Here is a 20,325-nt window from a genome sequence, read left to right on the forward strand (position 1 = left end):
CTGCGACCGCTGCGCTTTGATCGGCTTCCTTTGATTACGGTGGTGAAGGATCGCCTACGACCGGTGAGGTGAATGCAATGGCATCGAACAGTTTTGGGACCCTGGACCGGCTCACGGTCGACAAGCAGACGTACCTCATCCACCGCCTTGATCGAATTGACGGTTCGGCCCGGCTGCCATACGGCCTGAAGGTTGTGCTGGAAGATCTGCTGCGCAATGAAGATGGCCACCTGGTGACCGCCGGGCAAGTCCAGGCAGTGGCGGACTGGGATCCGGCCGCCGAATACGGCCGGGAGATCGCCTACACCCCCGCCCGGGTCTTGATGCAGGACTTCACCGGTGTGCCATGTGTGGTCGACCTGGTCGCGATGCGCGACGCCATCACCGCGCTGGGCGGCGACACGAAGAGGATCAACCCGCTGTGCCCGACCGAGCTGGTGATCGACCACTCGGTGATCGCCGATGTCTTCGGGCGCGCGGACGCGTTCAAGATCAACGCGGAGCTGGAGTTCGAGCGCAACGCCGAGCGCTACCAGTTGCTGCGCTGGGCACAGCAGGCGTTCGATGACTTCTCCGTGGTGCCCCCGGACACCGGCATCTGCCACCAGGTCAACCTGGAGTACCTCGCCCGAGTGGTGTTCACCCGCGACAGTGCGGCCGGACCACTGGCCTATCCCGACACCCTGGTCGGCACCGACTCGCACACCCCGATGGTCAACGGGCTGGGTGTGTTGGGCTGGGGCGTGGGCGGTATCGAGGCTGAGGCGGCCATGCTCGGCCAGCCGATGAGCATGTTGGTCCCGCCGGTCGTCGGCCTCAAGCTCAGCGGCGAACTGCCGGCCGGCACCACCGCCACCGACCTCGTGTTGACCGTGGCCGAGCTGCTGCGTCGCACCGGTGTGGTGGGCAAGTTCGTCGAGTTCTTCGGTCCCGGGGTGGCCAACGTGCCCCTTGCCAACCGGGCGACGATCGGCAACATGAGCCCGGAGTACGGCGCGACCTGCGCGATCTTCCCCGTCGACCACGTCACGCTGGACTACCTGCGGCTCACCGGCCGCTCCGAACATCAGATCAAACTGGTGGAGGCCTACACCAAAGAGCAGGGCATGTGGCACGACCCCGACCGCGAGCCGACTTACTCGCAAGTCCTCGAGTTGGACCTGGGCAGCATCGAGCCGTCGATCGCCGGGCCGAAACGGCCGCAGGATCGCATCCCGCTGCGGTTGGCGCCGCAGACCGTGGGTGCGCTGCTCGGCGGCGCGAAGACAACCGAAGAGGCCTTGTCCGAACTCGATGAGGCCTCGGCGGACTCGTTCCCGGCCAGTGACCCGATCGCGTTCGGCAACACCAGCAGCCCTGCGGGCAGACCGCGCACCCCGGACACCGACTGCGTCGAGGGTGAGTGGCCGTCGACCGCCGTAGCCGTCGAATTGTCCGACGGCACCAGCACCGAAGTCGACAACGGTCACGTGGTGATCGCGGCGATCACATCGTGCACCAACACCTCCAACCCGTCGGTGATGGTGGGCGCGGCACTGCTGGCCAAGAAGGCGGTCCAGAAGGGGCTCACCCGCAAACCCTGGGTCAAGACCTCACTCGCCCCCGGTTCACGGGTGGTCACCGACTACTACGAAAAGTCCGGGCTGACACCGTATTTGGACAAACTCGGGTTCAACCTGGTGGGCTACGGCTGCACCACCTGCATAGGCAATTCGGGGCCGCTGATCCCCGAGGTGAGTCGGGCGGTGACCGACAACGACCTGACGGTGTGCTCGGTGCTGTCGGGCAACCGCAACTTCGAGGGCCGCATCCACCCGGAGACCCGGATGAATTTCCTGGCCTCTCCCCCATTGGTGGTGGCGTATGCATTGGCGGGCACCTTGCACACCAACCTGCTGAGCGACCCGATCGGCACCGGCAGTGACGGCGAGCCGGTATACCTACGGGACATCTGGCCTTCGGCGGAAGAGGTCGCCGCCGTGGTCGGGGACAACCTACAGGCCGAGATGTTCGCGGAAAGCTACGCCGACGTTTTTGCCGGCGACGAGAACTGGCGTTCGCTTCCGGTGCCCGACAGCGACACCTTCCAATGGGACGTCGACTCCACCTACGTGCGCCAGCCGCCCTACTTCGACGGCATGACACCCGAACCCCAACCGGTCGGTGACATCACCGGCGCGCGGGTGCTGGCCAAGCTGGGTGACTCGGTCACCACCGACCACATCAGTCCGGCAGGGTCGATCAGGTTCGATTCACCGGCCGGAAAGTACCTGTCGCAGCATGGGATTGAGCGCAAGGACTTCAACTCCTACGGCTCGCGGCGTGGCAACCACGAGGTGATGATTCGCGGCACCTTCGCCAACATTCGGTTGCGCAACACACTTGCCCCGGGCACCGAGGGTGGTTTCACCCGTGACTTCACCCAAACTGATGGTCCCGTCACCACCATTTACGACGCCTCGGTGAACTACATCGCCGCCAATACCCCGCTGGTGATCCTGGCCGGCAAAGAGTACGGCTCGGGCTCATCGCGGGACTGGGCCGCCAAAGGCACCCTGCTGCTGGGTGTGCACGCGGTGTTGGCGGTGTCCTACGAGCGCATCCACCGCTCCAACCTGATCGGGATGGGAGTGTTACCGCTGCAGTTCCCGGACGGACAAGATGCCGACTCGCTGGGTTTGACCGGTGAGGAAACCTTCGACATCACCGGGGTGAGCGCATTCAACGATGAGCTGCCACGCAGCGTTCGCGTCAAGGCCGGCGACATCGAGTTCGAAGCCAGGGTACGCATCGACACACCCGGTGAAGCCGGCTACTACCGGCACGGCGGCATCATGCAGTACGTGCTGCGAAAATTGCTCAGCAAAACGTGATCCAACCGCTTGCCGGACACAATAATTCGACGAGGAGACGCTCATGTCAGACGGCATATACCCACGGGCCACACAGGAGATCTACGACCGTCGCAAGGAACTCGCCCCACACACCCACGAGGCTTTCGAGGCGTTTTCGCGCGCGGTGTTCGCCGAGGGCGCCCTGGCGGAGAAAACCAAACAACTCATTGCCGTAGCGGTGGCACACACCACCCAGTGCCCGTACTGCATTCAGGGCCACACCAAGCTCGCCCATCGCAAAGGCGCCAGCGACGAAGAGATTATGGAAGCCATCTGGGTGGCGGCCGAAATGCGGGCCGGCGGCGCCTACGCCCACTCCACACTGGCCCTCGAGGAACTCGCCAAATAGCCGCATGCCTTCCCCCGCCGCAGTCATCGCCAAGATCGAGACCATTCCGCTGCGTATCCCGCTCAAGGCGGACAGCACGCCCGGAGCGTCCCTGTGGGGAGACACGCTGTCCGCGGCGGACTCGTTGCTCGTCAAGGTGACCACCCGCGACGGGACGGAAGGTTGGGGGGAAGCCTTCGGCTTTCGCGCCGTCGACTCGGCCAAACTCGCTGTCGAACAACTGATTACACCGCTCTGCATTGGCCAGGACGCCACGCGAATCGGGCCCCTGATGCTGGAGATTCAAAAGAAGCTGCACGTATTCGGGCGCGGCGGTCCGTTGACCTACGGGCTCTCCGCGGTCGACATCGCCCTATGGGACATCGCCGGCAAGCTCGCCAACACTCCCGTCTGTGGGCTGCTCGGTGGCGGAGCGACCACCATGCCGTGCTATGCGAGCCTCGCCTGCTATTCCGACCCCTCGCTGGTGCGCGTCGTGGTTCGACTCGCCGTTGACGCCGGCTTTCAGGTGGTCAAGCTGCACGAGGCGGGTGTGCCGGCGATCCGCGCCGCCCGCGAAGAAGGCGGGCCCGGCGTCGAGCTGATCGTGGACGCCGGCTGCCCCTGGTCCTTGACCGAGGCCGGTGCTGTCGCTGGAGAACTCAGAACGATTCGGCTCAAGTTTCTCGAGGAGCCACTGTGGCCACCGGAGAATTTCGACGGTCTCGCCGAACTGCGACGCACCACCGGGATCCCGATCTCATCCGGCGAGAATGCTTCCACCCTGCTGGAATTCGAGCGAATGCTCGCCGTGGGCGCGGTGGATTTTGTTCAGCCAAGCCCGGCCAAGATGGGCGGCATCACCGAGTTGTGCAAGGTCTTTCCCCTGGCGGCCGTCCACAACATCCCGGTGATGACGCACTCCTTCTACGACGGTCCCGGCTTGCTCGCGGCGCTACATGCGACCGCTGCGCTGGGCAGCGTCGACTCCATGATCGAGTGGCGCTGGTTCGAACTGGAAGCGTCGGTCTACGGCGACGCCCTGATCCCGCAAGCGGGCCGGATTTCGGTCCCGCAGGGGCCGGGCCTGGGACTGGACCCCGATCCCGACGTCATCAGCGCCTACCGTCGGCGCACAACACCATGACGACGCTCTGGCCAACGCACGACGGGACGGTCTAGAGTTTACACAAGTACGACTTGTATAAATGCCAGCCAACCAGAGAAAGAGGTCGACAAATATGAGCATCGCAGAACGCGCCGCGCGGACCACGTGGGAGGGCGCGCTGGCCTCCGGCGAAGGCAAGCTGTCGCAGGGCAGCAGCGGAGCCCTGGACGGCCTGCCGCTGACGTGGGCGTCGCGTACCGAACAGCCCGGCGGCAAGACGAGCCCGGAAGAACTGGCCGCGGCCGCGCACTCGTCGTGCTTCTCGATGGCATTGGCCTTGAAGCTAGGTGAGAACAACACGCCGCCACAGCGACTCGAGGTCACGGCCACCGTGACCCTGGACGCGGTCGATGGCGTTCCGACCATCACCACGTCGCAGTTGAAAGTCACCGCAAGCGTTCCGGGGCTGGACGCCGAATCGTTTGCCGCCGTGGTCGATCAGGCCGCAGCCCTGTGCCCGGTGTCGCGATTGTTCGCCGGCGCCACGATCAGTGTCGACGCCGAACTTGACTAGAACTGAACCTGCCTGACGCAGAGGAGCCACGAATGACCAGCCTGACGCTATCTGGCGAACTGACGCGAGAACACCGCGAAATCGATGACGCGATTGAGGCTTTCATCGAAAAGCTCGACTGTGGCAGCGTGCAGCGTGAACTGATGACCGACACGCTCGATGCGCTGCGCCGGCACATCTACCTCGAGGAGGTGTTCCTGTTCCCGCCGCTGCGGGAGGCCGGGATAGTGATGCCGATCTTCGTGATGATGCGTGAGCACGGCGAGCTGTGGCACACCATGGGCGAGTTGACCGAGCTGCTCGCTGACGGGAAAGACAGTCAGCGGCTGAGGGATACGTGCACGCAGCTGCTGGACCAGCTTCACCGGCACAACTCCAAAGAGGAGCCGGTCATCTATCCGAGCGCCGACACCGACCTGCCGCCGCACACGAGCGCGGAGCTGACCCGGTTCATCGAGACCGGACGCACTCCCGAGGGATGGGTGTGTCAGCAGGCCAGTGCGTGAGGATTTCAGCCCGCTGAAGTACCCAAGGAGGATTCTCAATGCGCGTGTTAGTGGACCGTGATCGCTGTGAGGGCAATGCCTTCTGTGTGAACATCGCACCCGAGGTGTTCGAGCTCGACGACGACGAGTACGCCGTGGTCAAAACCGACCCCGTTCCCGCCGGGCAGGAAGCGCTCGCCGAGCAGGCTATCGCCGCGTGCCCCCGCGCGGCGCTATCGCGCGAAGACTAGGGGTCTCGAGGCGTGGCCTAACTCGTCCAGGCGCGGCTAACGAATTGACCTGATAACAACGGGATTCGGGCCGCGTTTCGAATGTGTCGCCCCTCACCGCTTGATCAGCCGCAGCCGCCACGCCTCCGGCCCGCGCTGCTCGTAGTAAACATCGAGCCGCCCCGAAACCCGGTCGTTGAGTTGGTGCAGCAGTGGGATCGGGTCATGCGGCGCCACCAGCACCAGGGCGCCGCCGGCCGGAACCGCGTCGAACGCGCCGAACACCGTCGCGTGCCGGATCGAATGCGGCACCTCGCGGACGTCGAGCACGGGATCGTCGGAATCGTTTTCGCCGCAGCCGCAATTGTGCGATGGCTCGGCGCCGTTGGCGGCATGCGTGTGGCCGAGGAGTTCATGGATGCCCTCGGTCACCTCCACCAGGGATACATCCGGGTCGGCGGCGACGATCGGCAGGATCCGCTCGTTCTCGTCGACCAGGTGTGCGTCGAACAGCACCCGCAGGGCTTGGGCGGAACCGGCCGCGCGCACCGGCGGTTCCGTGCGGATGCCGTCGACGAGGGAGCCGATGATGCGGTGCGCCGCGATCATCGATTCGATCAGGGGCCGCGCGCGTGGGGTGCGGGTCGCGGCCGGGTACAGCCTTTCCTCCGCGGCAGCGATGTGGGGCAGCAGCTCACCGGCCAGGAACCCCAGGGCCGTGGCCCGCGCCGATTCGAAGCCCGCACCCCGCTCGGCGGCCGACACGATCGCGTCGGTATGCACCGCGAGCTGCCCGGCGAGCTGCGCGTGGTGGCTGGTGATGGCTTCGACGGCGCCGGCATCGGCAGCTGTGGACGCCACGATCACATCGTTGGCCGGCATGTTTGGTTCCTCTCCGTCGAGCCCGATCGCTGCGCTGAGCTCGTTGCAATGTGCGACGCACAATAATTTACTACAATAAATCCCGTGAAAAAAGAGCCGGCCGTCCTGGGCCCCCGCTCGACGCCGGTGCTGGAGGCGCCCGTGGCGCTGTCCGGGCAGCGGCTACGCGTGCTCGACTACGTGCGGGCGCGCTCCCCCGTCCGGGTCACTGAGGTTGCCGCGGCTCTTGGCTTGCACGCCAACACCGTTCGCGAACATCTCGACGCGGTCGTCACCCTTGGGCTCGTCGAACGCTCCACCGCCAATACGGCTGGACGTGGACGTCCGGCCACGTTGTATCGGGTGTCGGCCGCCGACCCCGCCGTGGCGGTGCGGGACTACGCCGGTTTGGCGACCGCGCTGGCCGGGCAGCTGGCTCGCACCAGTGCCCAGCCCGAGCGCGACGCGCGCGCCGCAGGCGTCGAGTGGGGACGCGAACTCCTCGACGAGCGCAGCCACGCAGGCGGCGATGCGCGGCAGAGGGTGCTCGAGGCGTTGGCCCGCCTCGGCTTCGCGCCCGACGACGACCCCGGCGCCTCGGACGCGCGCCGCGGCATCGCGCTGCGCCGCTGTCCGCTGCTGGACGCGGCCCGTCGCTACCCGACCATCGTCTGTCAGGTCCATCTCGGGATCGTCGAGGGAATGCTGGAGCGGCTCGGCGTCACCGACATGCCGGGCCTGGACCTCATTCCGTTCGCGGAACCCGGTGCCTGCCGTTTGTTCCTTCCTGATCCGGTTGTGCGGCATCGCGACTGACCGTGCGTTCCCGTCCCCGGGTGCGGGCTAGACGTTGACGACCAGCGATAGTCCCCGGCGACCGCGTGTTCGTTTGCGTTGCTTGCTGATCGCTACCAGCCGCGCCACCGCCAGCTCGATCCCGCGGGCCAGCGCATCGATGTCGGCGACGGTTTCATAGTCGGCCAGGACGCCGAAGAACAGATCCTCGGCATAGCTCAGCATCGCCACCCCGGTTCGCAATTGCATGGCGATCGGCGGGACGGGGAACACGCTGAGCACCCGCCGGCCCATGAGCTGCAGCGGCCGGCGGGGGCCGGGGACATTCGTCGCCAGGGTGGTGACGCCGCGCTGCGGCAGCTGGGTCAACAGCCGGACGGCCCACGCCGTGAGCGGAAATGGAATGCGATTGGCCATCGACACGAATGCGTGGCCCGCCTGGCTCTGCCCGTGAGACTTCGTGCGGCCCAAGCGGGAATGCACGGCCCGCAGCCGCTCTATCGGGTGCTCCTCGTCGACCGGCAGGTACGGCAGCATCACCGAGACGCGGTTGTCCGCCCTGTCCAACGCGTCGACCGACCGCATCGACACCGGCACGAGCGCACGCAGCGCGTCCGGCAACGGCGCCTCACCCCGCTGAACAAGGATGTTGCGGAAACTCTCCGTAACGGCGGCCAGCGCAACGTCATTGATGGTGACATCGAAGGTTTGGCACACCTGCGCGATGTCGGCCAGGGGAACCCGCGCGACCCCGTAGCGGCGCAACGTGGTTATCGGTCCGTTCAGCGACGTCGTCGTGGGACGCAACAAACCGGCAGCAATCTCCGCGGCACCCAACGCCGTGCGGGCGGTGGCGGCCGTGATCGCGGTCGATGTGTTCCACAGTCCGCCGAGGATGCTCAACGGATTGATTCCCTGTCTGGTGCGTGAGACCCCTTGTCGTTCAGATTCTTTGGCGCCGCGGATATGACTTGCGAAGCTCTCGCCGATGCCGTCATCGCACAGACCGGCAAGCATGTGGGTGGCGGCGATACCGTCGGCCATGCAGTGGTGGATCTTGGTGAGCATCGCCCACCGGTTGTCGCTGAGGCCCTCGATGATCCAGATTTCCCACAGGGGGCGATCCCGGTCGAGGCGGCGGGAGATCACGTCCGCGGCCAGCTGCAACAACTCTCGGTCGTCGCCGGGTCGCGGTAGGGCGATGTGCCGCACGTGACGACCGAGATCAAAGTCCGGATCGTCCACCCATACGGGTGCACCGAGGTCAAAGGGGCGCGTTCGTAGGCGCTGTTTAAACCGCGGGCACAAGCGGATCCGCTCGGCGAGGGTCGCCATCAGCGCATCACGGTCCGGGATCGGTCCCTCGATCACCGCCAGGCCGCCGATCGCCAAGCTCACGTGCCGGTCGGCGTCTTCCGCCTTGAGAAAGCCGGCGTCAAGCGTTGTCAGTTGATCCACGGCCGCCACCTCCCATCTTTATCTGCAACTAGTCGTAACACCATTCTCCGCCGGGCGCGGCCGCGACGGCAGGGTCAAAAGTCCCCAAAACGAGGCGGTCGCCCCCGAACGGTGTGGCGGCATTGCCGGTCAAAGATGTTCTGGCGCCGCGCATTAGCGCTCAGCGACTTTCGCTCAGACGCCATTGCCGTCTCGGTGACCATCTGTGCCGGACACCCTTCACCAGTTGCTCGCCGTCTATTTAGAGGATATTATTCATTTATATATCCCGAACGCAAGAGGGATCGCTCGCCGAAAACCCGGAGGCAGTCGTGTGGGACACGGTCAGAGAACAAGATCATCGGCAAAGCGGCGGCGCCCTTCGGCTTTTCCCCGACGCTCAGGACATCGAGGCGGTCCTTACGCTGGCCACGCGGGCCCCTTCCATCGACAACACGCAGCCGTGGCGGTGGCGCGTGGACCGCACGAGCCTGCACCTCTACGCCGATCCGGGCATGCAGTTACCCAACACCGACCCAGACGGCCGGGACCTGATCTTGAGTTGCGGTGCAGCACTTCATCATTGCGTGGTCGCTTTGGCGGCGCTGGGTTGGCGCGCCGACGTGCACCGCCTACCCGATCCGGCCGATCCCAGCCACCTCGCCGCCATCGAGGTGTCCCCGCACTCCCCCGATCGCACCGAGATCATCCTGGCGGACACAATCCCGCGGCGCCGAACAGATCGGCGAACCTACAGCGCGCGCCCGGTGACGGCAAGTGAAATCGTCGCGATGGCTGCCGTGGCCGCTCGGATGGGAGTGACGCTGCGCGTCGTTGACGCCCGGGACAGGCTGCACGAGATCGTCAAGCAAGCCGCGCTGGCCCACGCGACCGACCGCGATTACCTCGTCGAACTAGCCAGGTGGAGCGGTCGATACGAGTCGCGGGCCGGCGTGCCGGCCCGCAACATCCCCGAACACGATTGCGGCGCGCCGATACCCGGCCGCATCTTCGCCGGACCAGGCCTGGCGCAGCCGCCGGGCACCTCACCCGCCGACGACAATGCCGTCATCCTGGTGCTCGGCAGCGAGGCCGACGACCGTCTGGCTCAACTCCGCGTCGGTGAGGCCACCAGCGCGCTGCTGCTCACGGCGACGGCGATGGGACTGGCGTCTTGCCCGATCACCGAGCCCCTGGAAATCCCGGAAACGCGCGACGCCGTCCGCGACGACGTGTGGGGCGCGCGGGGCTATCCACAGATGCTGCTGCGGGTGGGTTGGGCTGCGGACAGCGCAGCCGCCTTGCCGCCCACGCCGCGGCGCGCGCTCTCCGACGTCGTGCAATGGTCAGACGCGCGAGCGACATGCACTCCACGTTAGGGACGGGAAACCAACGTGGGCATGGCCGCCCAGCCACGGACAGCGGCGGTCTCCGACGGCACCGCGTTGGCCCAGTCGACCTCCCAGGCCGGGAAGCGCTTGAGGATCTCTTCCAGCGCGATGCGGCCCTCCAGCCGGGCCAGCGCGTTGCCCATGCAGAAATGCGTGCCGGCGCCAAAGGTCATGTGCGAGCGCTGTTCCCGGTGAATGTCGAAGACGTCACCGTCCGGTGCGAACCGACGGTGGTCGCGATTGGCCGCTCCGACCAGCATGAGCATCGCCGAACCCTCCGGCACGATTTGTCCGTAGTACTCGACATCACGGGTGACGTAGCGGGCCATCTGTAGCGCCGGCGGTTCCCACCGCAGGATCTCCTCAATCGCCTGCGGAATCAGGTTCGGGTTCTCCACCAGATCACGGCGCTGGTCCGGATAGTCGGCCAGCGTCTTACCGGCCCAGCCAATCAGCCGCGTGGTGGTTTCGGAGCCGGCCGTGGCGATGACCGTCAAATACATCAACAGCTCGTCGCGGCGCAGCTTGCGCACCGTGCCGTTCTCGTCCTCGAACTCGGCGTTGAGCAGGTCGGTCATGATGTCGTCGGACGGGTGCTCGGCGCGCCAATCGATGAACTCCGCGAACACCTCACCGGTGGCCAGCGCGTCGACCGTCTTGCCCTGCAGGGTTTCCTCACCGTGGTCGGTGATCTGGCGCTGCCGGTCTTCGGGGAGCCCCAGCAGCATGCCGATGACGCGCATCGGCATCTGCTCTCCCAGGTCGTTGACGAAGTCGAACCGATCCGACCCGACCAGCGGATCGAGGCACCGCGCGGTGAACTCGCGGATCTGCGGCTCGAGCGCAAGCACCTTGCGCGGTGTGAAAACCCGCGACAGCAGGTTGCGGTGGATGTTGTGGATCGGTGGATCCTCGAAAATCAGTGTGCCCGGCGGTATTTCCATGCCCGACTTGATGATCTCGAGCAGTGCCCCGCGCCCGGAGATGAACGTCTCGTGGTCGATGACACCCTTGTTGACGTCGTCGTAGCGGCTCAGCGCGTAAAAGTCGTGCTGTTCGTTGTAGTAGAGCGGCGCCTCTTCCCGAATCCTGGCGAACACCGGATAGGGATTCATGTTGAGGTCGATGTTGTACGGGTCGTAGTACAGGTCAGATTCCGCCGGGGCGGTCGGTACGGTCATCAAAACTCCATCGGGACTGCGGGGCTGTTGAGCTGGTTGGGGCCATTGCCGGCGTCGGCATCGTTGCGGATCCATGCGGGGATCCCGGAACGCACGACTTCCTCAGCGGTCATCACTTTCCCGTCGGCCCGTTGCGACAACGCGGTTACACTAGCACAGACAAATGTAACGCCAGCCGGCTTGCTCGAGCGCCGTAATCGACGGTCGCGTATGTGCCCCCGGAGATCAGACGCCGCCTCGACGAGGCAACGGATAGCGCACTCGTCCAAGCGATTTCGAGGTCGGCAGAAGCCTCGCCGAGGTAGTTCCTCGAGTCATATCGTATTCGACATCCGTATGACAGCGCGACGACGCGGCGATGAAGGGCACGGACGCTGAATCACCGCGTGACGTCGCGGAACGTGTCCACGAGCGGCGAGAGCACCTCGACTGCCCGATCGCCGTCCGCAGGTATTGCCAGGGTGAAACGAATATCGGTGACTCCGGCTTCGACCAGAGCCGGTACCGGGGCGGTCGACGCCGCGTAGTCGATTGATCCATCATCGCCCTTGACGGCACGCGTGGCGCCTTGAACTTGTAGATCACTGGGGTCGCCGCCGTGCGCAATTACCTTGTCTTTCATGGCTTTTATTGCGCCGGGAAGGTCAGCGAACGCAGAGCCCCAGGGAATCCACCCGCTGCCGAATCTCGCGATTCGCCGCGCGACCGCATCGTTCACCGTGCCGCTGATCCAACACGGCACGCCGCCCGATTGCACCGGCTTCGGCATTTGGTGGATCCCGTCGAAGGACAGCTCGGGTGAGTCATAGGAAGCGCGCTGCTCGGTCCACAACGTCTTGCAAACGTCCAGGGTGTGGTCGAGCAGCCGACCGCGATGGGCGAACGAGAGTCCGGCCGCGTCGTATTCCTCTCGCTGCCAACCCACCCCGACGCCGAGATCGACGCGACCCTCGGAGAGCACGTCGAGTGTCGCGAGTTGTTTGGCCAGGACGGCCGGCCGCCGCAGGGCGGCCAGCAGTATCGACGTCCCGAGCCGGATCCGCTCGGTGGTGACCGCGATCGCCGTCAGGACGGTAAGGGGCTCCAGCCAGCTTCCGTCGGGCCCGGTGGGCTGGCGGCCGCCGGAGGACCCACCCACGGACGGATCGGCGTAGGCCTCGAGGTTCTCGCCGAACACCACATGGTCGGAAACCACGACACGGTCGATGCCCGCGATGTCCATGGCCCGCGCCGATGCCAGCGTCGCGCGCCAATCGTGGTGAGGGCCGTCGGTGAACGTCCGGAGATACAGGGAAATTTCCGGATTGCGCGTCGTCATGGGGTTGTCTTCCGCCAGCATTGATCCCACGTGTCGATGGCCGCTACCTCGCCGAGGGGTTTGCGTCGCACCGGGTGGTGCCTGCCCTTGGGCCACCCTACCGTCAGTAGGGACGCGATCTTCCAGTCGTCAGGAATTCCGACCATGGACCGCAGCTGATCCTCGCAAGACCCGTGCCACAGGGTGATCGCCGCTCCGAGTCCTTGCGCGCGGGCCGCCAATAGGAAGTTCTGAACGGCGGGAAAAATCGACCCTCCCTGCTGTAGTTCGGTGGTCCCCCGCTGTGGCTGGACACAGAAAAGCACCAGCACAGGCGCCGCGCCACCGACGCTCATATGCTCAGCCATCGCTCGCAGCACCCGCGATTTCGGGTCGTCAGCCTCGTGCTCAGGCATCGAAAGCCGATAGAACTCGGTCATCACATCCCACGTCGTGTGGGCGGCCGCGGTGACCACCTCGCGCAAACTGCTCGATTCCAGTACGACGAACCTCCACGGCTGCTGATTGCCTCCGGACGGAGCCCAGCTCGCCGCGCGCAGACACATGTCGATCGCCTCGTCCGAGACGGGCTCGTCGCGGTAGCGCCGCACCGCCGACGCGGTCCGCATGACTTCCCACAGATCCGCCGACGTCTGCGGGACCGGTCGCCCGTTCACCGCTTCGCCTTCGCGGGTAGCACGCCGTGCCATGTACCGCCGCGCACCGGACCGGTGACCAAGGGCAGATCGAGGGTGGACAGCAACCCGGTGGGGGCGGCCATCACGGCGGGGATGGCGTTGAGTTCACGCATCACGGTCGCGTAGGTCAGGCCGCGCATGTTGTTCCCGCGCCCGTGCATCTCGATATCGACGGTGTAGGTGGGCAGGCCGTCAACGATGACCCGATAACCCCCGTGCGGTGAGGGATGCCGCGGCCAATCCGGCGCGGAACCATCGCCCATGCGAGTGACGTGTTCGAGGACGACGCGCTCCTCACCGTCCGCGATGCCGGCGAGCTTGAAGCGCATACCTCCCATGGTGCCCGGTTCGATCCAGCCCGATGCAACCTCGTATCGCTCTGTGGCCAACCACTTTTCGATGGACGTGTCAACGCGGTCGAGCGGGAGCCCGACGCCGTCGGCAACCAGGTGCACGGTGGGAGCCCACAACGCGGCCAGCCGCTCGGGGTCGAATAGCGGCGCGGGGTGGTCTGGGGCATGCCCGAACCCCATGAACTCGAACATGATGTCGGGTTGATCGATGGGGCCGTAGTCGAGTATCTCGAGCATGGTGATGCGATCGACACGACTGCTGAAGCCCGTCATCGTCAGTGCGATCACGTCGTTCGCCCAGCCCGGGTCGACGCCGCTGTTGAAGAAGCTGGTGCCGCCCTCCGCGCACGCGGCCTCGAGCAGTTCGGCCGTTTCCGTGTCGGCAGCGGGCGGATAGCACATCGGCACCAACGAAGTACACACCACATGCTTGCCCGCGCGCAGGCAGCGCGCGATGTCCTGCGCCGCCTCGTGGTAGCGATAGTCACCCGACGCGAAGTACGCCACCACGTCGGCGTCCATCGACAGTGCGGCACCGATGTCCCGTGTGGCGATGACGCCGGTCGCGGGCATTCCGCACAGGTCGCCGGCGTCCTTGCCCTCCTTGGCTTCGGCATGCACCACCACGCCGGCCAGCTCCAGGCCCGGGTGCGCGATGAGGGCACGCAACGCACCGACGCCGACCTGGCCCGGACCCCACAGGACTACTCGTGGCCTGCCTTGACCTTCCGCCATCTGCACCCCTTCCGGTCATCACCGGTGACCGTGAGAACATACCTTCTCATATATTGATAACACCATTACCGGATGCAGACGTAAGGGGAAAACGGTGAGCGAATACGAATTCTTGAAGTGGGAGACTTTCGACGACGGCATGATCGTCCGGATTTCGCTGAACCGCCCCGACCAACGCAACGCCCAGAATCGGGGCATGCTGGTCGAACTCGATGAGGCGTTTGCGCGCGCCGAATCCGATGACACCGTCCGCGTCGTCGTCCTCGCCGGCGAGGGCCCGATGTTCTCGTCCGGACACGACATCGGCTCCGAGCAGGCGCGCGCCGAGTTCAGCCCGGGAGCGGGACAGCACCCCACCGTGACCGTCAACGGCGGCACGCGCGATGGCGCGGAGCGGACCATGCTGCAGGAATGGCACTACTTCTTTCAGAACAACCTGCGCTGGCGCAACCTACGCAAGATCACCATCGCCCAGGTGCACGGCGACGTGTTCTCGGCAGGGCTCATGTTGATCTGGGCCTGCGACCTCATCGTGGGAAGCGAAGAGGTGCGCTTCGCCGATGTGGTGGGCACGCGCCTGGGCATGTGCGGCATGGAATACTTCGGCCATCCCTGGGAATTCGGGCCGCGGCGCACCAAGGAACTCATGCTCACCGGTGACGCGATCGGGATCGACGAGGCCTACCGGCTCGGCATGGTCAGCAAGATCTTCAAGCGCGACGAACTCGCCGAGCGCACGCTCGAGTTGGCGCGGCGCATCACGACGGTGCCCACGATGGCGGCGCTGCTCATCAAGGAGTCGGTCAACCAGTCGGTCGACAACATGGGTTTTTACAATGCGCTGCAATCGTGTTTCGCGTTGCACCAATTGAATCACTCGCACTGGGCCCAGATCCGCGAGGACAAGATGCCGACCGCGGGCGAGGAGCAAGGGGTACCGAACTGGCGGACCGCTTCCCCGGTTGCCTTGGCCGTCAAAGATCAGGTCCGCTCCGACGTCTAACGTTGCGCGGATGACCACTAACTCACCCGCGGCGTCGCGCCCTATGAGCGTCACCGTTCCGGGGCATCTCTTCGCCCAGCTGCCGTTCTATGACGTCGTCGACACCGATGAATCGGTCGTCGTTGACCTGCATAACCGGCCGGACCTGCGGAACCTTCGCGGCGCGCTGCAGGGTGGACTCGTAGCCACGCTCATCGATGTCGCCGCGGGGCGCCTGGCGGTCAAATATGCCGGTGACGGCGACGGCGCGGGAACCGCGGACATGTCCATCCATTTCCTGGCGCCGATCGTCGAGGGCCCCGCGCGCGCGACCGCCACGTTGGTCCGCGCGGGAAAACGCACGATCGTTGTCGGCGTCGACGTCGTCGACGTGGGCCGAGACCGGCTTGCGGCGCGCGCGACGCTGAGCTTCGCGATCCTCGAACGTCGCGATGCTGTTCACTCCGCGGCGACTCCATAGCGCGCGTCGGCCACCCGGTCCAAGGCGACGGCGGGTTCGCCGAACACCATGGCCCACCCCCGAACCCGGCGATAGTACAGCTGGATGTCGCCCTCCATGCCGAACCCGTATCCGCCGTGGATGTGCAGACTACACCGAGTGGCGTCGCGGGCCGCCTCATAGGCGAAAGCGAACGCCATGGCGGCCAATTCGCGAACGCGACCGGGCTCATCGGCAAATGTGCACGCCGCCTTGAGCCCCAGCAACCGCGCTCCGCCGGCGGCGGTGGCGCTGGCGGCCAGTGGGTGGGACACCGCCTGGAAGCTGCCGATCGCGGCGCCGAACGCGTGACGTTGTTTGGCGTACTCGACGCCGATCTCGACGGCCTTCGCGGCCGCACCCACCAACGCGGCGGCCGTCAGCGTGAGCCAGAGGTCCAGCGCGGCGTCGAACAGGTCGCGCGCCCGAGCGCCCTCGGCGAGGACGATCGGCTCGTTCTCAATAGATATGTCCGCCAGCGGCATTGACGCGAGGTTTCCCACCGCAGTGCGGTTGTTCGTGATCGGCACCGCCAGCAGTCGCCCATCCGCAAGGGCGATGACATGGTCCGCCACGGCCCCGGCGGGTACCAGTTTCAGCTGCCCACCGCGCCCGGCGCGTGGCGCGAACGAGACCAGCTGATCACCGGCGACGGCCGCGCCCAACAGCCCCGCGGCGGCCTCGCCGGACTCGGTCAGCAGTCGGGCGGCGACCTGGGCTTCGATGACGGGTGCGGACCCGACCGCCCGGCCGAACTGCTCGGCAATCAGCGCGAGTTCCAGCTCGGAGGCGCCCCATCCGCCCGCGGCCTCGCCGACCGCCATCTCCACTATCCCGGTCTCGCGCAACGCTTTCCATAGCTTGGGATCGAAGCCCGATGGCTCGGCCGCCCGGACTCGCTGCGAGGTCGACTCACGCGCAAACAGGGCGGCGAATGAATCCACCAACTGCGTCTGTTCGCCCGTCAGGCTCAGGTCCACGATTGTCGTCCCATCACGTGCGAATATGGTTACTCTCAAAATTGAGATTAACATTCCCGCTAGTGACACCGCCCGGCCCGTCCGACGACAGATTGGCGTGTAGACATGCATTTTCAGCTCGCCGCAGATACCGCGACCTACCGCGACGGGATCCGTGCCCACCTTCAGGACACGTTGACTCCCGAATTCGAGGAACGCATCTATCGGAGCGGCGTCGCGCACGACGACGCGTTCGCCAGGAGCCTGGTCGAGAAGGGCTACTTCGCGCCGGCGTGGCCCGTCGAGTTCGGTGGGCAGGACCGCAACGCGTGGGACGACCAGGTCGTCAAAGAGGAACTTATGCGCTTTGACGCGCCGGTGTACCTCTCCGAGACGACCAGGATGGTGGCATCGATCATTCGCGAGGTCGGCAGCGCGGCGTTGAAGGATCGCATCCTGGCCGGTGCGATCAGCGGCGACATCACCATCGCTCTCGGCTTCACCGAGCCGGAGTGTGGGTCCGATGTCGCGGCGGCTGCCACCAAGGCCGTGCGCGACGGTGACGACTGGGTGATCAACGGCTCCAAGATGTTCACCACCAACGGGCACATCGCCGATTTTGTGTTCTTACTCGCGCGCACGAATCCCGACAAACCCAAGCACCAGGGCCTGACCATGTTTCTGGTGCCGTGTGACTCCGATGGCTTTGCGGCACAGGCCGTGTGGACCCTTTCCGGAGAACGCACAAACATCACCTTCTACAGCGATGTCCGCATCGGCGACGAATGGCGGATCGGCGACGTCGACGGCGGGTGGCAGGTGCTCGGCCTGTCGTTGCAGGACGAGCACGCATCCGGGTGGGGCCCGCACCTCATTCGGTTGCTCGAACATGCCGAGCATTGGGCCACCACCAGTCGCGCCGACGACGGCTCCCCGCCCATCGTGAAAACCGATGTCCGACGCCGGCTCGCTCGCATCGCAATGGAGGCCGAGGTGTCGATGCTGTTGCAGCGGCGGTGCGTGTGGATGGTCGAACGGGGTGAGGCGCCGGTGGCCGAGGGGCCGATGTCCAAGGTCTTCAGCACCGAGGCGCTCGAACGCGCCAGCCAGGACGTGGTCGAACTCGTCGGCGCCGACGGCTTACGCAGCTACCTCGAGCCGACCGCCCCCGAACGCGGGCGGTTCGACCACTCACTGCGGTTCTCGTTGGGCACCACGATCTACGCGGGTACCAGCGAGGTCCAGCGCACGATCATCGCCCAACGCGGGCTCGGCCTACCCCGTTAGTTTCTTCGGCCGCCCGGCCCGACCGGCCGACGCCGAACGCGGGGTGGCCTTGCGCGCGGCCTTGGTCTTGGCATCCACGACAGGCGGTGTGACAGCTTGCTTGCACCACGCCCACAATTGGTCCTCGGTCAGCTTGGACCCCTTGCCGCCCAGATGAAAAACACCGATCTGCGCGAGCGCGGTAAGCGTGGTGTTCAGCAACGTGGTCAGCTGCGCGGGGGTCAGGTCGGTGCGTACCAGTCCGGCCCGAGCGCACGACGTGATGATCTTCGTCAGCAGTTTCAGGTGCGGTTCCCAGACTTTGGCGAAGTCGTCGGGCCGCTCGATTTCCAGGCTCAGGTTGTAGATCGTCATGACCCGGCCGCCGACCGCTTCCGACGACTCGGCGCGCGACAGCACGCCGCGGCAGAAGGCCTCGAGTTGCTCCATCGGACCATTGGCCGCGGCGACATCCTGCCGGATGTCCTCGGTGAACTGACTTGTCACGTTCTCGTAGAGCGCCAACATCAGTTCTTCTTTGCCCGCGAAATGTTGGTAGAAGGCCCGCAGACTCAGATTCGACCTGTCGATGAGCGTCTGGATCGTGAAGTCGGCCTTGCCCGACTCCTCCACCAATTCGAGCGCGGTGGCCAAAAACCTCGAACTGCGGGCGAGGGCGCGCGCTCTGGCAGTGCTCAACCGCCGCTCGATCGTGCGCTGCTGCCATGTACCTGGCGCCTCGACCTCGGTATCGACTAGTTCTAAGCCGGTTTCGAAGTCGGAACCGGCGGGCTTCTTCGTAGGCATAATGCGGTAAGAATACGCGCCCGGTACGGAAAATGTGCGATCTACCTACACGTGTATGTTGATTCTCACTGGCCGTAAGTGCTTGTTGCCGGCTTTGACCGCGCCTGTCGACGACCCTGAGTGCTGCTGGCGGCGACGCCCCGCGCGCGAGACCGACCTGATGCGGTACCGTGGAAACGGTCATTCTCATTTCTGTATCGGTGTGCCGCGAATTGAAGCCACGGGCCGTTCCCGAAGGAGTGCAGCGTTGAGCGCAGATATCCTAATCGTCTCGCCGGACGACCATCTCGTCGAGCCGGCCGATCTCTGGACCAGCCGCCTGCCCGAGCGCTATCGCGACATCGGACCGCGGATCGTTCGCACCCGCGGGCGCATGGATCCCTCCGTGACATCCGACGTCGCGTTTGTCGAGGACGACGGCGGCCGAGACGCGGACATCTGGCGCTACGAGGACGCGGTGATCCCGATCCCGCTCATCAGCGCGGCCGCCGGCTACGAAATCGACGAACTCACCACCGATCCGATCACCTACGACGAGATGCGTCCCGGCTGCTATCGTGCGGCGGATCGACTCGCGGACATGGACATTGCCGGCATCGAGGCATCGGCATGCTTCCCCAATACCCTCGTCCGTTTCTGCGGTCAGCGCTTCCTGTACGGCAAGGACAAAGAGCTCGCGCGGCTTTGCGTCGAGGCCTACAACGACTTCCAGATCGACGAGTGGGGCGGCAGCTCGAACGGTCGGCTGATCCCCCTCGGCATCATCCCGCTCTGGGATGTCGAACTCGCCGCGAAGGAGGTCGACAGGGTCGCCGCCAAGGGCATGCACGCCGTGTGCTTCTCCGAGCTGCCCGCTCGTCTCGATCTGCCGTCCATTCACAGCGGCTACTGGGACCCGTTCTTCGCCGCATGTGAACGAAGCCAGGTCGGCATCATGCTGCACATCGGGTCGAGTTCGTCGCTCACCAAGTCCTCCCCCGACTCCCCCCATGTCGTGACGAGCGCGCTGATGGCGGTCAATTGCACTATCGCTCTGGTCGACTGGCTGTTCTCCGGCAAGCTCATGCAGTTCCCCGACCTCAAGCTGGCGTTCGCCGAGGCGCAAGCGGGTTGGATCCCCTACTACCTGCAGCGCGTCGACGAGGTTTGGGAGGACCGGCGGGCATGGGGCGGGATACACCCTCTGTTGACCGAACCGCCCAGCACCCAGGTACCCGGTCGAGTGTGGTTCTCCACCTTCGGCGATCCGGTCGCCTTCCGCATCCTGGATCTGGTCGGTGAGGACCAGCTCATGTTCGAAACCGACTATCCGCACAACGACACGAACTGGCCGCACAGCACCGAGGTCGCCAACAAGGCGACGGAAGGCCTGGACGAGGCGACCAAGCGAAAGGTCCTGTCCACCAACGCGAAGAACTTCTTCGGGATGGTGTAGCGCGCCGGCC

At 65.6% G+C, this 20,325-nt stretch carries 20 protein-coding genes; 12 read left to right on the forward strand and 8 right to left on the reverse strand.

Annotated elements, in window-relative coordinates; genetic code table 11:
* Positions 1–77: 77 nt before the first annotated feature.
* From acnA to ACZ50Z_RS11545, 6 genes are all read left to right on the forward strand, one after another.
* A complete protein-coding gene (gene acnA, locus ACZ50Z_RS11520; protein WP_464483669.1) occupies positions 78–2,873 on the forward strand; it encodes an aconitate hydratase AcnA in 2,796 nt (931 codons plus the stop codon).
* Positions 2,874–2,916: 43 nt separating this feature from the next.
* A complete protein-coding gene (locus ACZ50Z_RS11525; protein WP_464483670.1) occupies positions 2,917–3,243 on the forward strand; it encodes a carboxymuconolactone decarboxylase family protein in 327 nt (108 codons plus the stop codon).
* 4 nt (positions 3,244–3,247) lie between these two features.
* Positions 3,248–4,369, forward strand: coding sequence for a mandelate racemase/muconate lactonizing enzyme family protein (locus ACZ50Z_RS11530; protein WP_464483671.1), 1,122 nt, complete (start codon positions 3,248–3,250; stop codon positions 4,367–4,369).
* 94 nt (positions 4,370–4,463) lie between these two features.
* Positions 4,464–4,904: an OsmC family peroxiredoxin gene (locus ACZ50Z_RS11535; RefSeq protein WP_464483672.1), complete on the forward strand. Its 441-nt coding sequence runs from the start codon at positions 4,464–4,466 to the stop codon at positions 4,902–4,904.
* A gap of 32 nt (positions 4,905–4,936) precedes the next feature.
* Entirely contained in the window at positions 4,937–5,410 is a 474-nt protein-coding gene (locus tag ACZ50Z_RS11540) for a hemerythrin domain-containing protein (RefSeq protein ID WP_464483673.1), read from the forward strand.
* Positions 5,411–5,448: 38 nt separating this feature from the next.
* The gene (locus ACZ50Z_RS11545; protein ID WP_464483674.1) at positions 5,449–5,640 is read left to right on the forward strand and encodes a ferredoxin; all 192 of its coding nucleotides are present in this window, start codon (positions 5,449–5,451) and stop codon (positions 5,638–5,640) included.
* Between the two features lie 93 nt (positions 5,641–5,733).
* Here ACZ50Z_RS11545 and ACZ50Z_RS11550 read toward each other — a convergent pair whose 3' ends face one another.
* The gene (locus ACZ50Z_RS11550; RefSeq protein WP_464483675.1) at positions 5,734–6,501 is read right to left on the reverse strand and encodes a DUF2249 domain-containing protein; all 768 of its coding nucleotides are present in this window, start codon (positions 6,499–6,501) and stop codon (positions 5,734–5,736) included.
* 84 nt (positions 6,502–6,585) lie between these two features.
* Here ACZ50Z_RS11550 and ACZ50Z_RS11555 point away from each other — a divergent pair, with 84 nt between their 5' ends.
* Positions 6,586–7,296, forward strand: a complete 711-nt coding sequence (locus tag ACZ50Z_RS11555; protein WP_464483676.1) for a helix-turn-helix transcriptional regulator — start codon at positions 6,586–6,588, stop codon at positions 7,294–7,296.
* 27 nt (positions 7,297–7,323) lie between these two features.
* Here ACZ50Z_RS11555 and ACZ50Z_RS11560 read toward each other — a convergent pair whose 3' ends face one another.
* On the reverse strand, positions 7,324–8,733 hold the full coding sequence (locus ACZ50Z_RS11560) for a WS/DGAT/MGAT family O-acyltransferase (RefSeq protein ID WP_464483677.1): 1,410 nt from the start codon (positions 8,731–8,733) through the stop codon (positions 7,324–7,326).
* 311 nt (positions 8,734–9,044) lie between these two features.
* Here ACZ50Z_RS11560 and ACZ50Z_RS11565 point away from each other — a divergent pair, with 311 nt between their 5' ends.
* The gene (locus ACZ50Z_RS11565; RefSeq protein ID WP_464483678.1) at positions 9,045–10,091 is read left to right on the forward strand and encodes an Acg family FMN-binding oxidoreductase; all 1,047 of its coding nucleotides are present in this window, start codon (positions 9,045–9,047) and stop codon (positions 10,089–10,091) included.
* On the opposite strand, the gene ACZ50Z_RS11570 is transcribed toward ACZ50Z_RS11565, so the two are convergent.
* The 4 genes from ACZ50Z_RS11570 to ACZ50Z_RS11585 all read right to left on the reverse strand — a co-directional run bounded on the left by ACZ50Z_RS11570 (position 10,088) and on the right by ACZ50Z_RS11585 (position 14,367).
* Positions 10,088–11,284, reverse strand: coding sequence for a cytochrome P450 (locus ACZ50Z_RS11570; RefSeq protein ID WP_464483679.1), 1,197 nt, complete (start codon positions 11,282–11,284; stop codon positions 10,088–10,090). The two genes, ACZ50Z_RS11565 and ACZ50Z_RS11570, sit on opposite strands and share 4 nt — an antisense overlap.
* A gap of 379 nt (positions 11,285–11,663) precedes the next feature.
* Positions 11,664–12,623, reverse strand: a complete 960-nt coding sequence (locus ACZ50Z_RS11575; protein WP_464486191.1) for a TIGR03619 family F420-dependent LLM class oxidoreductase — start codon at positions 12,621–12,623, stop codon at positions 11,664–11,666.
* Positions 12,599–13,210, reverse strand: coding sequence for a nitroreductase family protein (locus tag ACZ50Z_RS11580; RefSeq protein WP_464486192.1), 612 nt, complete (start codon positions 13,208–13,210; stop codon positions 12,599–12,601). Before ACZ50Z_RS11580 ends, ACZ50Z_RS11575 begins: the two co-directional genes overlap by 25 nt.
* Before the next feature lie 44 nt (positions 13,211–13,254).
* Positions 13,255–14,367 carry an NAD(P)H-dependent amine dehydrogenase family protein gene (locus tag ACZ50Z_RS11585; protein WP_464483680.1) on the reverse strand — a complete coding sequence of 371 codons (1,113 nt, stop codon included), beginning with the start codon at positions 14,365–14,367 and terminating at the stop codon, positions 13,255–13,257.
* A 94-nt stretch (positions 14,368–14,461) separates the two neighbouring features.
* Between ACZ50Z_RS11585 and ACZ50Z_RS11590 the strand changes: the two genes are divergently transcribed.
* A complete protein-coding gene (locus ACZ50Z_RS11590; RefSeq protein ID WP_464483681.1) occupies positions 14,462–15,370 on the forward strand; it encodes an enoyl-CoA hydratase in 909 nt (302 codons plus the stop codon).
* Between the two features lie 43 nt (positions 15,371–15,413).
* A complete protein-coding gene (locus tag ACZ50Z_RS11595) occupies positions 15,414–15,830 on the forward strand; it encodes a PaaI family thioesterase (protein WP_464486193.1) in 417 nt (138 codons plus the stop codon).
* On the opposite strand, the gene ACZ50Z_RS11600 is transcribed toward ACZ50Z_RS11595, so the two are convergent.
* Positions 15,809–16,828 (reverse strand): acyl-CoA dehydrogenase family protein, encoded by a 1,020-nt coding sequence (locus ACZ50Z_RS11600; protein WP_464483682.1) that lies wholly within the window; start codon positions 16,826–16,828, stop codon positions 15,809–15,811. The genes ACZ50Z_RS11595 and ACZ50Z_RS11600 overlap by 22 nt on opposite strands.
* A 105-nt stretch (positions 16,829–16,933) precedes the next feature.
* Here ACZ50Z_RS11600 and ACZ50Z_RS11605 point away from each other — a divergent pair, with 105 nt between their 5' ends.
* Positions 16,934–18,094: an acyl-CoA dehydrogenase family protein gene (locus tag ACZ50Z_RS11605; RefSeq protein WP_464483683.1), complete on the forward strand. Its 1,161-nt coding sequence runs from the start codon at positions 16,934–16,936 to the stop codon at positions 18,092–18,094.
* Here ACZ50Z_RS11605 and ACZ50Z_RS11610 read toward each other — a convergent pair.
* Positions 18,083–18,880, reverse strand: a complete 798-nt coding sequence (locus tag ACZ50Z_RS11610; protein ID WP_464483684.1) for a TetR/AcrR family transcriptional regulator — start codon at positions 18,878–18,880, stop codon at positions 18,083–18,085. The genes ACZ50Z_RS11605 and ACZ50Z_RS11610 overlap by 12 nt on opposite strands.
* A 247-nt stretch (positions 18,881–19,127) precedes the next feature.
* Between ACZ50Z_RS11610 and ACZ50Z_RS11615 the strand changes: the two genes are divergently transcribed.
* Complete coding sequence (locus ACZ50Z_RS11615; protein ID WP_464483685.1) at positions 19,128–20,315, forward strand: amidohydrolase family protein; 1,188 nt, start codon at positions 19,128–19,130, stop codon at positions 20,313–20,315.
* Positions 20,316–20,325: the final 10 nt, after the last annotated feature.

It is taken from the genome of Mycobacterium sp. NTMscope_MAC_269, from assembly GCF_976985695.1.

What these genes read in the sequence shown, in the direction of transcription:
- ACZ50Z_RS11525 (WP_464483670.1), top strand. Translation starts at nt 2,917, where the DNA reads ATGTCAGACGGCATATACCCACGGGCCACACAGGAGATCTACGACCGT.
- ACZ50Z_RS11575 (WP_464486191.1), bottom strand. Translation starts at nt 12,623, where the DNA reads ATGCTGGCGGAAGACAACCCCATGACGACGCGCAATCCGGAAATTTCC.
- ACZ50Z_RS11535 (WP_464483672.1), top strand. Translation starts at nt 4,464, where the DNA reads ATGAGCATCGCAGAACGCGCCGCGCGGACCACGTGGGAGGGCGCGCTG.
- ACZ50Z_RS11550 (WP_464483675.1), bottom strand. Translation starts at nt 6,501, where the DNA reads ATGCCGGCCAACGATGTGATCGTGGCGTCCACAGCTGCCGATGCCGGC.
- ACZ50Z_RS11540 (WP_464483673.1), top strand. Translation starts at nt 4,937, where the DNA reads ATGACCAGCCTGACGCTATCTGGCGAACTGACGCGAGAACACCGCGAA.
- ACZ50Z_RS11610 (WP_464483684.1), bottom strand. Translation starts at nt 18,880, where the DNA reads ATGCCTACGAAGAAGCCCGCCGGTTCCGACTTCGAAACCGGCTTAGAA.
- ACZ50Z_RS11545 (WP_464483674.1), top strand. Translation starts at nt 5,449, where the DNA reads ATGCGCGTGTTAGTGGACCGTGATCGCTGTGAGGGCAATGCCTTCTGT.
- ACZ50Z_RS11580 (WP_464486192.1), bottom strand. Translation starts at nt 13,210, where the DNA reads ATGCGGACCGCGTCGGCGGTGCGGCGCTACCGCGACGAGCCCGTCTCG.
- ACZ50Z_RS11595 (WP_464486193.1), top strand. Translation starts at nt 15,414, where the DNA reads ATGAGCGTCACCGTTCCGGGGCATCTCTTCGCCCAGCTGCCGTTCTAT.
- ACZ50Z_RS11605 (WP_464483683.1), top strand. Translation starts at nt 16,934, where the DNA reads ATGCATTTTCAGCTCGCCGCAGATACCGCGACCTACCGCGACGGGATC.
- ACZ50Z_RS11570 (WP_464483679.1), bottom strand. Translation starts at nt 11,284, where the DNA reads ATGACCGTACCGACCGCCCCGGCGGAATCTGACCTGTACTACGACCCG.
- ACZ50Z_RS11530 (WP_464483671.1), top strand. Translation starts at nt 3,248, where the DNA reads ATGCCTTCCCCCGCCGCAGTCATCGCCAAGATCGAGACCATTCCGCTG.
- ACZ50Z_RS11585 (WP_464483680.1), bottom strand. Translation starts at nt 14,367, where the DNA reads ATGGCGGAAGGTCAAGGCAGGCCACGAGTAGTCCTGTGGGGTCCGGGC.
- acnA (WP_464483669.1), top strand. Translation starts at nt 78, where the DNA reads ATGGCATCGAACAGTTTTGGGACCCTGGACCGGCTCACGGTCGACAAG.